The following is a 13,733-nucleotide window of genomic DNA, read 5'->3' as shown; positions in this document are numbered from 1 at the left end:
TCCCCAACCGATGGGTCTCGTCGGTTGTCCCCGAAGAGGGCTTCAGGCCCCGCGGGAGGGCGATCACGGATGCCACGCTCTCGGGCATGGCAGCGAAAGACGACTTCGGGCGAGCCGGTGAAGAACGGGCCGCCCACTACCTGACCGCGAACGGCTTTCGCGTCCTGGACCGCAACTGGCGGTGTCCGCAGGGCGAGATCGACATCGTCGCCGAGAGCGCGGGAACGCTCGTCGTGGTCGAGGTGAAGACGCGCACGAGCGAAGCATTCGGGCACCCGTTCGAAGCGATCGATCGCCGCAAGGCGGCGCGCTTGTGGCGGCTGGCGATGGCGTGGATCGCCGCCCATCCCGATGCCGCCCGGGGCCAGAGCCTTCGCGTGGACGCGATCGCGCTGATCGGTCCCGATCCGCGGACCGCTCGACTCGAACACCTCGAGGACGCGCTGTGACCGTCGCGCGTACGTGGGCGGTGGCCCTGACCGGAATGCGGGGAGATCTCGTCGAGGTCGAAGCCGATCTGTCTCCGCAGACACCCGAGTTCGCGATCATCGGGTTACCGGACAAAGCCCTCGGGGAGGCTGGTCGGCGCGTGCGCAACGCGTGTACGAACCGTGGCCTCGAATTGCCCAAGCGTCGGCTCACCGTGAACCTGTCGCCCGCGAGCCTGCCGAAACGCGGCTCTGCCTTCGATGTGGCGATCGCGGTCGCCGCGCTCGCGACGACCGGAATGATGGATGCCGCGCGCGTCGCCGACACCGTCCACATCGGCGAGCTGGGACTCGATGGGCGTCTCCGACCGGTTCCGGGAGTGCTGCCCTCGGTGCTCGCAGCGCACCACGCCGGGCGAACGCGAGTCGTCGTGCCGGCGGCGAACGCGGCGGAGGCGGCGCTGGTGGAGGGCATCGAGGTGAGGGCGGCGACGTGTCTCGCGGAGGTCGTGCGCTGGCACGGTGGCGTGAGCGAGGCGCCGGATCTGTCCCCGGTCCTCGCCGACGAGGCGCCGCCTATGCGAGACGAGTCGCTCGACCTGGCTGACATCCTCGGACAACCGGATGCCGTGGACGCCCTCATCGTCGCGGCGGCGGGCGGGCACCACCTCTTGATGAGCGGGCCTCCCGGTGCAGGCAAGACGATGCTGGCGCGCCGCTTGCCCGGTATCCTGCCCGATCTCGACGATGACGCCGCACTGTCGGTCGCGTCGGTGCGTTCGCTGTCGGGTGAGGTCGTGACCCGTCTGAGCCGGACGCCGCCGTTCGAGAGCCCTCACCACGGTGCGAGTGCCGCCGCGCTGATCGGCGGCGGATCGGGCGTGGTGCGGCCGGGGGCGATCGCCCGCGCGAGCGAGGGCGTGTTGTTCCTCGACGAGGGCGGGGAGTTCCCGGCATCCGTTCTGGACGCGCTGCGCCAACCGCTGGAGAGCGGTGTGATCCAGCTCCACCGGTCGGGTGTGTCCGCGACGTTCCCGGCGCGATTCCAGCTCGTCGTCGCGACAAACCCGTGCCCGTGCGGCCAGTTCGGCGTGCTCGGTGGGGTTTGCGAGTGTGCGCCGCAGGCGGTTCGGCGATACACGCGGCGCCTCTCTGGCCCGCTCCTCGACCGCATCGACCTCGATCTTCGGTTGCAGCGGGTGTCGGACGCCCGGCGTTCGAGCGCGGGCACAACCATGACGACGGCTGCGGCGCGGGCGATCGTCGCGAGCGCCCGGGAGCGGGCGGCGCAGCGGTGGTCGGAGACTCCGTGGCGACGCAACGCCGACGTGCCAGGAACGTGGTTGCGCGGGAACGCCGCACCCGAGCCCGACGTTCTCCGGCCGCTCGACACGGCGCTCCGGCGCGGCACACTCACTCTCCGCGGCTACGACCGCCTGCTTCGAGTCGCATGGACCGTAGCCGATATCGCAGGACACGACCGTCTGCGCAGCGACGACGTGGGACGCGCGCTCTTCCTGCGGCAGGGGAACATGGCATGACGAGCCCCGATCTGTCGACGGATGCCGCCGCCGCGGCGCTGGCCGGGATCGGCCGGGAGCCGGATATCGATGTGCGCGACGCCCACGCCCGCGTGTGGTGGTCGGTCCTGGCGGAACCGGGTGACGGCGCCGCGGGTGACCTCGTATCGCGCTTCGGGGCGGAGGACGCCCTGCGCATCGCACTGTCGGATGCCGATGACGAGTGGAGCTCGGCCCGCGCGAGGTGGATGCCGCGCGCGGATCCCGGCTCGATCCGTCACGCTCTTGATACCGCCCGCCGAGCCGGTGCGACCCTCCTCATTCCTTCCGACTCGCGGTGGCCGCACCGGTTGGACGACCTCGGTGCGCATACACCGCACGTCCTGTGGGTCCGGGGCGACCTCGAGTGGCTCGAAGCTTCGCCGACCGTGGCGATCGTGGGCGCGCGAGCGGCGACACCGTACGGCGAGGCCGTCGCCGCGGACCTGGCAGCGGAGCTCGCGGCCTCGGGAGTCATCGTGGTGTCCGGGGCGGCGTACGGCATCGACGGTGCCGCCCACAGGGCCGCGCTCACGACCGACGGTCGTACCGTCGCCTTCCTCGCCGGTGGGGTCGATCGCGCGTATCCCCGCGGGCACGAGGCCCTTCTCTCGCGCATCGCGGCCTCGGGAGCGGTGATCAGCGAAACGCCTTGCGGTGCGGCGCCGACGAAGTGGCGCTTCCTGTCTCGGAACAGGCTCATCGCTGCCCTCGCGGACGCGGTGGTCATCGTCGAGGCCGGACACCGCAGCGGCTCGTTGAACACCGCGGCGCATGCCGCTCAGCTCGGCCGGGCTCTGGGGGCCGTTCCCGGGCCGGTGACGAGCGCGGCCTCCGCGGGAAGCCACCGGGTACTGCGGGAGTTCGACGGCGTTTGCGTGACCTCCGCAGCGGACGTGCGCGAGATGCTGGGTGACGCGGTGACGCACGGCCGGCAGGAGGGGACACGCACCGACGACACGACGCGATTGCTCGACGCGCTGTCCGCGCGGGTCGGGCGCGACACGGAGGACGTCGCACGCCGCGCTGGCTTCGCGTACGCCGATGCCCAGGCGCTGCTGGGGCTCGCCGAGCTCGAGGGACGCGTCGCGCGTGGTGCGGATGGGCTGTGGCGATCGGCGCGGCGGAGCGAATGACCTGGGCGATTCAGACCCGGGGTGGCGCGATCGGTGCGCTCGAAGCCCGCGGGGGAAGGCGGACACCGCAGGGCGAGAGACGGTCGGGTGAGCGCGCGCGTCCTACGAGCGCGCTCCCGCCCGAGAGAGCATGCTTGATCCGTGCGCGTTTCCGAAGCGATCGAGGGCTACCTGGCCCACCTCGGAAGCGTGCGCCGCCTGTCAGCCGCGACCGTGCGCGCCTACCGATCCGACCTCGCGGATCTCGTTCGTGCCTCGGGCGATCCCGACGTCCGCGAGATCGACGTCGAAACCCTTCGGGAGTGGCAGTGGGATGCCACCACCACCGGGCTCAGCAAGGCGACCGCCGCGCGCCGGACCTCGACGGCGAAGGGGTTCTTCGCCTGGGCGCAAGAGGAGGGCCTCACCGATGGGGACCCGGGGCAACGCCTCGTCGCGCCGAAACGGGGGCGGACGCTACCGACGGTCGCGACGGCCCCCGCCCTGGACGCGCTGCTGACCGAAGCGGAGGCCGCGGCGAGGGACGGCGACCCCGTCGCCCTGCGCGATCACGCGCTCCTCGAGCTCCTCTACGGCACGGGAGCCCGCGTGTCCGAGATCTGCGGCCTCGACGTCGACGACATCGACCACGAGCGTCGGACCCTCCGCCTCCGCGGAAAGGGAGATAAGGAGCGCGTCGTCCCCTACGGCGCCCCCGCGGCCCGCGCGCTCGACGCTTACCTGGTACGGGGGCGCCCGGCACTGTCGGCCCGCGGAGAGGATGCCGGGGCCGCGGTCTTCCTCGGAGCGCGAGGCAGCCGCCTGGGTCCCCGCGCCGTGCACGCCCTCGTCTCGCGGATCGTCGCGCCCGCGGTCGGGGCCGAGTCGCTCGGTCCCCACGCCCTCCGCCATTCGGCGGCCACGCATCTGCTCGACGGCGGCGCCGACCTGCGCTCCGTGCAGGAGATCCTCGGCCACGCGAGCCTCGGAACGACGCAGATATACACGCACGTCTCGGCCGAACGCCTCCGCGAGGCGTACCGGCTGGCCCACCCCCGCGCCTGACCGCAGCGCGGACCGACTCGGGGCGACTTCCGCAGGCCTGGCGCTTGGCCGGTGATGCGCCGGGCCGTAGCGTGGCACCGTGGACCACCGTGCTCGACTCGTCGCCGCGGCGGTCGGCGCGCTCGTCATCGCCGTCCAACTCGCGGGGTGCGGGCTCGCGCCGCAGCCCGGCGTGACGCGTTTGCCTCCCGCGGCATCCGCCCCCTCCGTCGCCCCCTCGACGCCGAGCCCCCTGCCTACGGCAACGCTGCCCCCGGCGACGGTGACGCCGTCCGTCACCCCGCCCCCGTCGACTCCGAGGGCAGCGAGCACGCCCGCCCCCGCCCCGGGTGATGGGCCCGTCATGGCCTGCGGTGACGGCGGCACCGCGGCGATCACGGGTGCCGAGCGCTCGGTGCGCGTCGAGGGCACGTGTGCGCAGCTCACCGTGTCGGGCTCCGCCATCACCGTGGATGCCGCGTCCGCATCGATCCAGGCCTTGACGATGTCCGGTGACCGGATCCGAGTCACCGGTGCCGCCGTCGACAGCGCCACCATCCAGGGCAACGACACCGCGCTTACCGTCACCGGCGCCCTCGGCCGTCTCGATCTCAGCGGTGACAGGGGGAGCGTGACCGTCGGAGCTGCCCTGGGGTCCCTGCTGCTCCGCGGCCAGGACAACACGGTGACGGCGGGCGGCGGTATCGGCCAAAGCACCGTCGAGGGACGCGGAAACCGGGTCGGCTGAGTCGTCGCCGAAAGTCTCCGACGCCAGTCCCGCGGCTCAACAGCACGGCAGAAGGACCGCGCGGGGCACGCCGCCGAGCAACCGCAGCGGGTTGATGTAGTCGCCCTTCCACCGCACTCCGAAATGCACCGCCCCGGCCGGGGTGTGACCCCCGACGGCCACCGCGCCGACCGGATCTCCTCGCGCGACCGTGTCGCCCACGCGGAGCGTCGTCGTCACCGGCTCGAACGTGGTGACCAGCCCGTCACCGTGGTCGATCGTGACGACGGGCCGCCCCGCCACCATCCCGGCGAACGCCACCGTCCCGCGGGCGGGGGCGCGAACGCGATCCACGCCGCCGAGATCCACGCCCCGATGACCCGCGGCGTACCGGTGCAACGGAGCTTCGAACGGGCGGATGACCTGCACGGCGTCCACCGGCCACACCCAGCCCCGCTGAGCGAGCGGATCCTCCTCGGCGGCGCGCGCCGGCGGTCCGTACGCAACGACAGCAAGCGCCACGAGAACAGCGACCACCAGGTACGGCCACTCGTCCCGTTGATTCCTCATGGCATCCAGGCTGCCCCGCGCGATCACTTCCGCGTGGGTGAGGTCCGGCGTTCCGTGTACGGCCCGAGAACCGGGCCTCGTGGGGAGGAGCCGTCCTGTATGCTGGAGATCGCATCTCGTGTATCGGGATGACTCCGCGTGCCCACAGCGCAGCGCACTGGTCTCCGGATCAGCGCATCGCGCGGCATCCACACCCCACGGTCCTCCGCTCCGGCGGAAAGGCGGGTGTGCGCCGGGCACCAGGCTCGCCGCTCGATCGAACGGCGCGAACAACCGCAACCACGGCGCGCAAGCGCCCAGAACAGGAGTACGACCATGGCCGTCGTCACCATCCGCCAGCTGCTCGACAGCGGCGTGCACTTCGGACACCAGACCCGCCGGTGGAACCCGAAGGTCAAGCGCTTCATCCTGACCGAGCGCTCCGGCATCCACATCATCGACCTCCAGCAGTCGCTGTCGTACATCGACAAGGCCTACGAGTTCGTCAAGGAGACCGTCGCGCACGGCGGCACCATCCTCTTCGTCGGCACCAAGAAGCAGGCACAGGAAGTCCTCGCCGAGCAGGCGACCCGCGTGGGCCAGCCCTACGTCAACCAGCGCTGGCTCGGTGGCCTCCTCACCAACTTCCAGACGGTGTCGAAGCGCCTCGCCCGCATGAAGGAACTCGAGGAGCTCGACTACGAGAACCCGGCCGAGAGCGGCTTCACCAAGAAGGAGCTCCTGCTCAAGAAGCGCGAGCTCGACAAGCTGCACAAGTCGCTCGGTGGTATCCGCAACCTGCAGAAGACCCCCTCGGCGATCTGGGTCGTCGACGCCAAGCGCGAGCACCTCGCCATCGACGAGGCCAAGAAGCTCGGCATCCCCGTCATCGGCATCCTCGACACCAACGCCGACCCCGACGAGTTCCAGTACCCGATCCCCGGCAACGACGACGCGATCCGCTCCGTGAGCCTGCTCACGCGCATCATCGCCGACGCTGCCGCCGAGGGCCTGATCCAGCGTCACCAGCCCGCCGGTGAGGAAGAGGCCGCCGAGCCGCTCGCCGAGTGGGAGCGCGAGCTGCTCGAGACCCCCGAGGCCACCGAGACCGGTGCCGAGGCCGTCGAGGCTGCGACCGAGTCGGCCGACGACGCCGCCGGCGCCGAGGCCCACGACGAGGCCGTCGCCGACGCTTCGGGCGAAGAGGCCTCCGAGGTCGCCGCCGCCGAGGCCGCCGACAGCAAGTAAGCGCGCCGCCGCACACCGCGGCGTCACCCGCACAGGCTACGATCCGGCGGGGTCGTGACCGCGCCCCCGGGCGCGCACGGCCCCGCCGAGCTCACATCAGAACGCACAACGACAAGGAGACCGCCACACCATGGCAAACTTCACGATCGCCGACATCAAGGCCCTGCGCGAGCAGCTCGGCACGGGCATGGTCGACACCAAGAAGGCGCTCGAAGAGGCCGACGGCGACGTCGAAAAGGCCGTCGAGATCCTGCGCCTCAAGGGCGCGAAGGGCAACGCCAAGCGCGCCGACCGCTCCACGAGCGAGGGCCTTGTCACCGCCCGTGAGACCGAGGGGGCCGTCACGCTCCTCGAGCTCGCTTGCGAGACCGACTTCGTCGCGAAGAACGACCGCTTCATCGCGCTGGCCGACAAGGTCGTCGCCGCGGCTGCCGCCGCCGGTGCCGACTCGGTCGAGGCCGCCCTCGCCGCTGACGCCGACGGCCAGACCGTCGAGCAGCTCATCTCGGACGAGGCCGCCATCATCGGCGAGAAGGTCGAGCTCCGTCGCGTCCGCACCATCCGCGGCGAGAAGTTCGAGGTCTACCTGCACAAGACCAGCAAGGACCTCCCGCCCCAGGTCGGCGTCGTCCTCGCCTACACCGGCGACGACGCGGAGACGGCTCGCAGCATCGCGCAGCACATCTCGTTCGCCAACCCCACGTTCCTCTCCCGCGACGACGTGCCCGAGGCCGACGTCGACAAGGAGCGCGAGATCGTCACGGAGATCTCCCGCAATGAGGGCAAGCCCGAGGCCGCTCTCCCGAAGATCGTCGAGGGCCGCGTGAACGCGTTCTTCAAGCAGGTCGCCCTGCTCGACCAGGACTACGCGAAGGACAACAAGCTGTCCGTCGCGAAGGTCGCCTCCGACGCCGGTCTCACGCTGACCGACTTCGCCCGTTTCAAGGTCGGCGCGTAAGCACCGATGACAAGGGCCCGGGATGCCATGGCATCCCGGGCCTTTTCCCTGCGCGCGTGGCGTATCGGTCGCGTCGGCGGGGGAGATAGTTTGAACCAGACGAGAGGACATGACACGTGATCGATGAAGCGACCCGGCGCCGCCGCGTTCTGCTCAAACTGTCCGGTGAGGCCTTCGGCGGAGGACAGCTCGGGGTAAACCCCGACGTCGTCAGCCAGATCGCCCGCGAGATCGCCGAGGCGGTGGATCGCGTCGAGATCGCGATCGTCGTCGGCGGAGGCAACTTCTTCCGCGGTGCGGAGCTGAGCCAGCGCGGCATGGACCGCGGACGGGCCGACTACATGGGAATGCTCGGCACCGTGATGAACTCGCTGGCCCTTCAGGACTTCCTCGAGCAGGCGGGGGCCGCCACGCGCGTGCAGTCCGCCATCTCGATGACCCAGGTCGCCGAGCCCTACATCCCCCGCCGCGCGCAGCGGCACATGGAGAAGGGCCGCGTCGTCATCTTCGGCGCCGGCGCCGGCCTTCCGTACTTCTCCACCGACACCGTGGCCGCACAGCGCGCGCTCGAAATCGGTGCGTCGGAGGTGCTCGTCGCCAAGAACGGCGTCGACGGCGTCTACACCGCCGACCCCCGGGTGGATGCCAGTGCCACCAAGCTCGACCACCTCACGTACGGTGACGCCCTGCAGAAGGGCCTCAAGGTCGTGGACTCGACCGCGTTCAGCCTCTGCATGGACAACGGTATGGACATGCGAGTGTTCGGCATGGAGCCCGCGGGCAACGTCACCCGGGCCCTGCTGGGTGAGCCAATCGGCACTCTCGTCACTTCGTGACGCGCGGCGCGGGCCCGGGTGCCGGGCCCCCGCGCGATTAGACTGAGTCGTCAGCCCCAACGAATGGAGTCACCGTGATCGCCGATGTCCTGGCCGATGCCGGAGCCCGCATGGACCGCGCCGTCGAGGCCGCGAAGGAAGACTTCGCCACCGTCCGCACCGGGCGCGCCAACCCCCAGATGTTCCAGAAGGTCCTGGTCGATTACTACGGCTCGCCGACGCCGCTGGCGCAGCTCGCCTCGTTGAACAACCCCGAGGCTCGCACGCTCGTGATCAACCCCTATGACAAGTCGGCGCTCAAGGCCATCGAGCAGGCGATCCGCGACATGCCCAACCTGGGTGTGAACCCGACGAACGACGGCACCATCGTCCGCGTCACGATGCCGGAGCTGACCGAGGACCGTCGCAAGGAGTACGTCAAGCTCGTCCGCGGCAAGGGCGAGGACGCCAAGGTCCAGGTGCGTAATCTCCGCCGCAAGGCGAAGGACGACCTGGACGCGCTCAAGAGCGATGTCGGCGAAGACGAGCTCGTGCGCGCCGAGAAGGAGCTCGACGGTGTCACGCGCTCACACGTCGACGCCATCGACGAGGCGCTCAAGCGCAAAGAGGCCGAGCTGCTCGAGGTCTGATCCATGCCCGAGGCCCCCGATGCCGACGAGAACGCGTCGGCCGTTCCGCCCTCCCGACGGAAGGGTGATTCGGTCCGGCGTGCGCCGGCCACCGGCGAGACGGTGACCGCGATCGAGTCCCAGTTGCGCGCGATGCGCACGGATGCCGAGCACCACATCGCGCACGCCCGCGCGGAATTCGATCAAGCCAAAGAGCGCATCCGTCAGCGCACCGGAAGAGATCTGATCGTCGCGATCCTCATCGGCGTCGCGATCGGCGTCGTCGTGGTGGCATCCCTGATCTTCGTCAAGTGGCTGTTCGCCTTCTTCGCGCTCGGCGCGATGGTGCTCGCGGTCTTCGAGTTCTCCCGCGCCCTGCAGGTGTCGGGCCGGCGGGTCGATGTCATCCCACAGCTCGGGGCGGGAACTCTGCTTCTGGCAAGCGGATTCCTCGCCGGGCTCTGGATGCACTGGGTGGCCACGCTCGTCGCCATCGCCCTGGTGATCGTCTGGCGTCTCGTGGCACAGCTCTTCGCGAACGATGGCCGCCCCCACAACGAGGTTCTGGCCGATGTGCTCGTCGCCGCCTTCGTGCAGTTGTACGTTCCGTTCCTCACGAGCATGGCGCTCATCCTCCTGGCCGAGGACGGCGGTGAGTGGTGGGTGCTCGCCTTCCTCGTGCTCGCGGTCGTCGCCGACACGGGCGCCTACGTGTCGGGCCTGACGTTCGGCCGCGGCGGCCGACACCCCATGGCCCCGCGCATCAGCCCCAAGAAGACCTGGGAGGGTTTCGCGGGAGCCTGCGTCGCCGCTCTTGCGGCGGGAGCGCTTCTCGCCGTCTTCATGCTGCAGGTGCCCTGGTGGACGGGTCTCATCTTCGGCGCCGTCGTCCTCCTCACGGCCACCATCGGCGACCTCGGCGAGTCGATGCTCAAGCGCGATCTGGGGATCAAGGACATGAGTTCGTGGCTCCCCGGCCACGGCGGCGTCCTCGATCGCCTGGACTCGATCCTTCCGTCCGCCACGGCAGCGTTGGCGCTGTACTACCTCCTCTCGCCCCTGGGAGTGTCATGACCGAGACCGAGGCCCCGCGGTCGACCCGCTCGACGCCGTTCCCCGACGCCCCCGGGCGGAGGAAGGGTTATGAGAAGCGCGCCGTCGACACCTTCCTCGAGAAGGCTCGTGACGCCTTCGAGGCGAACGAGCCCGGCGCCCTCCGGTCGACGGAGGTTCGCTCGGCATCCTTCCCCCTCGTTCGGGGCGGCTACGCCATCGGTCCGGTGGATGCCGCGCTCGGGCGCGTGGAGGACGCGTTCGCGGCCCGGGAGCGGGAGTACGCCCTCTCTCGCCTGGGTGCTCGCGCCTGGGTGGCGGAAACGCGTGACACCGCGCAGGTGGTCCTGGATCGCCTGTCGCGTCCGCGGGGCTCGAGATTCGACCGCGTCGGCCTCGCACACTACGGATACCGCATCGAGGAGGTCGACATCGTCGCCGATCGCATCGCGCGGTACCTCGCGGCCGGTGATCCGGTCACGGCCGAGCAGGTGCGCTCCGTGGCGTTCCGCCCGCAGCGCAACGGTTATCGCGAGGTCCAGGTCGATGCGGTGCTCGACGCCGTCGTCGAGGTCATGCTCGCGGTGGGTTGACGCTCGAGTGACAGCCCCGCGGACGCATCGGTAGACTCGTGCCCACTGTGACTTCCGGAACCGACCTCCAGCGCCCGACGTCTCGGCGTGCAGCCCGTCGTGGCCACGTCGTGGTCGATGTGGTGCACCCGGCTCCGTCCACGCGTTCCGCGCAGCGGTGGTCGCGCCGGCGGGGCGTCGTCACGGTCTTCGCGGCCTGTGCAGCCCTCGCCTTCACCGGCGCCTACGTGGGTCCGATGGGCGGCGCCATCCTGCGCGCTCAGGCCGACGAGCCCAAGACCGTGACGCTTTATGCCGAGGGGCTGGACGACGCGCAGCAGGTCTCGACCGGTGGCGAGAAGCAGGCCCCCTCGCTGGATCGGTCGAGCTACAACGTCTACGTCAAGCCGAAGCCCACTCCGACTCCGACGCCCAAGACGACCTCATCGTCGTCCGGGTCCAACGCCTCGACGGGCGGAAGCGTCGGTCCGTTGTTCTACTCCGGTGGGGGCGCGCCGAGCGAATGGATGGCGGCGGCGGGGATCTCCGAGGCCGACATGGGGTACGTGGATTACATCGTCAGCCGTGAGAGCGGGTGGAACCCCAACGCCACCAACCGGTCGTCGGGGGCGTGCGGACTCGTCCAGGCCCTTCCGTGCGGCAAGGTCCCGGGTAACGGTTACGACCCCGTCGACAACCTCCGATGGGCGACCGGGTACGCCACGGGTCGGTACGGCAGCTGGGCTGGCGCATACGCGTTTTGGACCAGCAACCACTGGTGGTGACGCGGGGATGCCCCGTTCTCGCAAGCGTCGGCCGTCGCACGACCGGTCCGACGCCTCCCTCGACCGTCTGATCGCCGGCTGGAAGCGCACCGAGGTCAAGCGCGGCGTGGAATGGACCGTCCAGCCGCTGTCAGCGGCGCAAGCCCAGAAGTCCTATGTCTGCCCGGGGTGCGGCCGCGCGGTCGAGGCGGGCGTCGCGCACGTCGTCGTGTGGCGTAGCGACGGCGTGTTGGGCGACTCCGCCGATCTCGCCGCCCGGCGCCACTGGCACACCCACTGTTGGAGGATCGCCTGATGGAGATACGCGGACCCGTCCTGCTGCCGGCTCGACGCGAAGAGATCGAGTTGTCGACCGTCGATGGCCTGACGCTCGTCGGAGAACTGGCCGTGCCGGAAGACCGAGAGCCGGTCGCCACGCTCGTGACGTTGCATCCGCTCCCCACCGCGGGCGGGTTCATGGACTCGCACATTCTGCGGAAGGCTGCCGGGCGCCTCCCCGCTCTGGCGGATGTCGCGGTGCTGAGGTTCAACACCCGCGGCACGACCTCGCCGCGCGGGACGAGCGAGGGTGCGTTCGACGGGGGAGCGGCCGAGATCTTCGATGTCGCTGCCGCGGTCGATTTCGTCCGCGAGCGCGGGCTGCCCCGTCCGTGGCTCGTGGGCTGGTCGTTCGGGACCGAGCTGGCACTGAAGTACGGCCGGGATCATGACATCGAGGGCGTCATCCTCCTGTCGCCGCCCCTGCACCGTGCGACCGCCCGCGACGTCGCGGCCTGGGGCGATGATCCTCGGCGCATGGTCGTCCTCGTGCCGGAGTTCGACGACTACCTCCGCCCCGACGAAGCACGCGAGCGGTTCGCTTCCGTGCCGCACGCCCGGCTCATCGCCGTCGAGGGCGGCAAGCACCTGTGGGTCGGCGAGAACCAGACACGCCGCGTGCTGACCGAGATCGTCGCCGCGGTGAACCCGGATGCCCTGCCGCTCCCGACGGAGTGGGTTGGTCCGGTCGAGGGCTGAGGTCAGCGCTCGTTCTGCCGCGGGATGATGACCTCGCGGTAGATGATCAGGATGCTGGCCGCCACGGGGATCGCGATGAGCGCGCCGAGGAGATTCAGGAGTGCGCCGCCGGCCAAGGCCGAGATCACCACGACCGAGCCGGGCACCGACACCGCGCGGTTCATGATGCGCGGAGAGATCACGTACGCCTCGATCTGCATGTAGACGAGGTAGTAGATCGCGGCGGCGAAGATCGCCCACGTCGGGGTCCCGAGGCCCGGAATGAGGCACGTCAGCACGATGATCGTCGATCCCGTGAGCGTGCCGACGAGCGGGATCAGCGAGAAGAAGAAGGCGATGACCGCGAGCACGGCGGGGAAAGGAGCCCCGATGATCGAGAGGAAGATCGCGCTGAGGATGCCATTGATCACGCCCAGGCTGACCTGGCCCATGACGTAGTAGCCGACCGAATCGGTGATCTTCTCGGACAGCTCGATGAACCGTGCACGCTTGGAGGCGGGGACGAGTTGGTAGACCGCGGACTTCAGCGACGGCGTCGAGGCGGTGAAGTAGATGGTCAGGATCAGGACGATGAAGGCGCCGCCGACTCCGGCCGCGACAGCGCCGCCGATGGTCAGCAGACTGTTGCCGACCATTGTCGAGATGGATCCGACGTCGAGGGTGGAGAACCAGTGCTGCACGCCGGCCCAGACCTCGTCGATCCGCAGCCACGGGAAGGTCTGAGTGACCCACTGCTGCACGCCGGTGACGATCTCGTTCCATCGGCCGGGCTGCAGGAGTGCCTCGATCTGTCCGACCAGTTGCGTGATCTGGCTCACGATGATCGGCACGACCATGAGGATGATTCCGGCGAAGATGCCGAGGACGCCGAGAATCGTCAGGAGCACCGCCGCCCATCGGGGGAGCCCTCGACGCTCGAGGAAGGACACGACGGGGTCGAGCCCCAGCGAGAGGAACAGTGCCGTCCCCACGTAGAGGAGGATCGTGGACAGGTTCGCGACGCTCCCGATGACCAGGAGTCCCACCCCGACGCCGAGGGTCGCCAGCAGCGCGACCCGGAACGGATTGTGGATCTTCATCCTCAGTGACTCCTGCCTCCGGCGGGCGAGCGTGCCCGTGTCGAAAGAATACTGAGCGTGGAACAGAACCAGGGTCCGCCAGGCCTCGCCGCGAACTTTCAGCCGGCCTCGGCTAGTCTGAAACGTCGATTCTTCGGTGACCGCCCGAGTCGCCG

16 protein-coding genes are annotated in these 13,733 nt (G+C 70.0%); 14 read left to right on the top strand and 2 right to left on the bottom strand.

Annotated elements, in window-relative coordinates:
• Nucleotides 1-86: 86 nt before the first annotated feature.
• The 5 genes from ABC271_RS09725 to ABC271_RS09705 all read left to right on the top strand — a co-directional run bounded on the left by ABC271_RS09725 (nt 87) and on the right by ABC271_RS09705 (nt 4,894).
• Nucleotides 87-449, top strand: coding sequence for a YraN family protein (locus tag ABC271_RS09725; protein WP_412924678.1), 363 nt, complete (start codon nt 87-89; stop codon nt 447-449).
• Entirely contained in the window at nt 446-1,969 is a 1,524-nt protein-coding gene (locus ABC271_RS09720; protein ID WP_412924677.1) for a YifB family Mg chelatase-like AAA ATPase, read from the top strand. Before ABC271_RS09725 ends, ABC271_RS09720 begins: the two co-directional genes overlap by 4 nt.
• Complete coding sequence (gene dprA, locus ABC271_RS09715) at nt 1,966-3,123, top strand: DNA-processing protein DprA (protein ID WP_412924676.1); 1,158 nt, start codon at nt 1,966-1,968, stop codon at nt 3,121-3,123. The genes ABC271_RS09720 and dprA overlap by 4 nt, the downstream gene beginning before the upstream one ends.
• A 141-nt stretch (nt 3,124-3,264) precedes the next feature.
• Nucleotides 3,265-4,167 carry a tyrosine recombinase XerC gene (locus tag ABC271_RS09710; protein WP_412924675.1) on the top strand — a complete coding sequence of 301 codons (903 nt, stop codon included), beginning with the start codon at nt 3,265-3,267 and terminating at the stop codon, nt 4,165-4,167.
• A 79-nt stretch (nt 4,168-4,246) separates the two neighbouring features.
• Nucleotides 4,247-4,894: a DUF3060 domain-containing protein gene (locus tag ABC271_RS09705; RefSeq protein ID WP_412924674.1), complete on the top strand. Its 648-nt coding sequence runs from the start codon at nt 4,247-4,249 to the stop codon at nt 4,892-4,894.
• A 36-nt stretch (nt 4,895-4,930) separates the two neighbouring features.
• Here the strand turns inward: ABC271_RS09705 and ABC271_RS09700 are convergent, their stop codons facing one another.
• On the bottom strand, nt 4,931-5,443 hold the full coding sequence (locus tag ABC271_RS09700; protein ID WP_412924673.1) for a murein hydrolase activator EnvC family protein: 513 nt from the start codon (nt 5,441-5,443) through the stop codon (nt 4,931-4,933).
• 315 nt (nt 5,444-5,758) lie between these two features.
• Between ABC271_RS09700 and rpsB the strand changes: the two genes are divergently transcribed.
• The 9 genes from rpsB to ABC271_RS09655 all read left to right on the top strand — a co-directional run bounded on the left by rpsB (nt 5,759) and on the right by ABC271_RS09655 (nt 12,499).
• A complete protein-coding gene (gene rpsB / locus ABC271_RS09695; protein WP_412924672.1) occupies nt 5,759-6,670 on the top strand; it encodes a 30S ribosomal protein S2 in 912 nt (303 codons plus the stop codon).
• Nucleotides 6,671-6,800: 130 nt separating this feature from the next.
• Entirely contained in the window at nt 6,801-7,628 is an 828-nt protein-coding gene (tsf, locus tag ABC271_RS09690; RefSeq protein WP_412924671.1) for a translation elongation factor Ts, read from the top strand.
• 116 nt (nt 7,629-7,744) lie between these two features.
• Nucleotides 7,745-8,464 (top strand): UMP kinase, encoded by a 720-nt coding sequence (gene pyrH, locus ABC271_RS09685; protein ID WP_412924670.1) that lies wholly within the window; start codon nt 7,745-7,747, stop codon nt 8,462-8,464.
• Between the two features lie 74 nt (nt 8,465-8,538).
• The gene (gene frr, locus ABC271_RS09680) at nt 8,539-9,093 is read left to right on the top strand and encodes a ribosome recycling factor (RefSeq protein WP_412924669.1); all 555 of its coding nucleotides are present in this window, start codon (nt 8,539-8,541) and stop codon (nt 9,091-9,093) included.
• Nucleotides 9,094-9,096: 3 nt separating this feature from the next.
• Nucleotides 9,097-10,146, top strand: coding sequence for a phosphatidate cytidylyltransferase (locus ABC271_RS09675; RefSeq protein ID WP_412924668.1), 1,050 nt, complete (start codon nt 9,097-9,099; stop codon nt 10,144-10,146).
• Nucleotides 10,143-10,718 carry a DivIVA domain-containing protein gene (locus ABC271_RS09670; protein ID WP_412924667.1) on the top strand — a complete coding sequence of 192 codons (576 nt, stop codon included), beginning with the start codon at nt 10,143-10,145 and terminating at the stop codon, nt 10,716-10,718. Before ABC271_RS09675 ends, ABC271_RS09670 begins: the two co-directional genes overlap by 4 nt.
• Before the next feature lie 47 nt (nt 10,719-10,765).
• Nucleotides 10,766-11,482, top strand: a complete 717-nt coding sequence (locus tag ABC271_RS09665; RefSeq protein ID WP_412924666.1) for an aggregation-promoting factor C-terminal-like domain-containing protein — start codon at nt 10,766-10,768, stop codon at nt 11,480-11,482.
• Nucleotides 11,483-11,489: 7 nt separating this feature from the next.
• Nucleotides 11,490-11,777 carry a hypothetical protein gene (locus tag ABC271_RS09660; protein ID WP_412924665.1) on the top strand — a complete coding sequence of 96 codons (288 nt, stop codon included), beginning with the start codon at nt 11,490-11,492 and terminating at the stop codon, nt 11,775-11,777.
• Nucleotides 11,777-12,499: an alpha/beta hydrolase gene (locus tag ABC271_RS09655; RefSeq protein ID WP_412924664.1), complete on the top strand. Its 723-nt coding sequence runs from the start codon at nt 11,777-11,779 to the stop codon at nt 12,497-12,499. Before ABC271_RS09660 ends, ABC271_RS09655 begins: the two co-directional genes overlap by 1 nt.
• Nucleotides 12,500-12,501: 2 nt before the next feature.
• On the opposite strand, the gene ABC271_RS09650 is transcribed toward ABC271_RS09655, so the two are convergent.
• Nucleotides 12,502-13,578 carry an AI-2E family transporter gene (locus ABC271_RS09650; RefSeq protein WP_412924663.1) on the bottom strand — a complete coding sequence of 359 codons (1,077 nt, stop codon included), beginning with the start codon at nt 13,576-13,578 and terminating at the stop codon, nt 12,502-12,504.
• Nucleotides 13,579-13,733 lie beyond the last annotated feature (155 nt).

This window comes from Microbacterium canaveralium (assembly GCF_047238045.1).
Taxonomy (GTDB): Bacteria; Actinomycetota; Actinomycetes; order Actinomycetales; family Microbacteriaceae; genus Microbacterium.
Note: the sequence above shows the minus strand (reverse complement) of the source record. Positions and strands in the feature narration are given on the sequence as shown.

Coding starts and splice junctions, on each gene's coding strand:
- ABC271_RS09725 (WP_412924678.1), top strand. CDS start 87: ATGGCAGCGAAAGACGACTTCGGGCGAGCCGGTGAAGAACGGGCCGCC.
- dprA (WP_412924676.1), top strand. CDS start 1,966: ATGACGAGCCCCGATCTGTCGACGGATGCCGCCGCCGCGGCGCTGGCC.
- ABC271_RS09700 (WP_412924673.1), bottom strand. CDS start 5,443: ATGAGGAATCAACGGGACGAGTGGCCGTACCTGGTGGTCGCTGTTCTC.
- rpsB (WP_412924672.1), top strand. CDS start 5,759: ATGGCCGTCGTCACCATCCGCCAGCTGCTCGACAGCGGCGTGCACTTC.
- tsf (WP_412924671.1), top strand. CDS start 6,801: ATGGCAAACTTCACGATCGCCGACATCAAGGCCCTGCGCGAGCAGCTC.
- ABC271_RS09675 (WP_412924668.1), top strand. CDS start 9,097: ATGCCCGAGGCCCCCGATGCCGACGAGAACGCGTCGGCCGTTCCGCCC.
- ABC271_RS09670 (WP_412924667.1), top strand. CDS start 10,143: ATGACCGAGACCGAGGCCCCGCGGTCGACCCGCTCGACGCCGTTCCCC.
- ABC271_RS09660 (WP_412924665.1), top strand. CDS start 11,490: ATGCCCCGTTCTCGCAAGCGTCGGCCGTCGCACGACCGGTCCGACGCC.
- ABC271_RS09655 (WP_412924664.1), top strand. CDS start 11,777: ATGGAGATACGCGGACCCGTCCTGCTGCCGGCTCGACGCGAAGAGATC.
- ABC271_RS09650 (WP_412924663.1), bottom strand. CDS start 13,578: ATGAAGATCCACAATCCGTTCCGGGTCGCGCTGCTGGCGACCCTCGGC.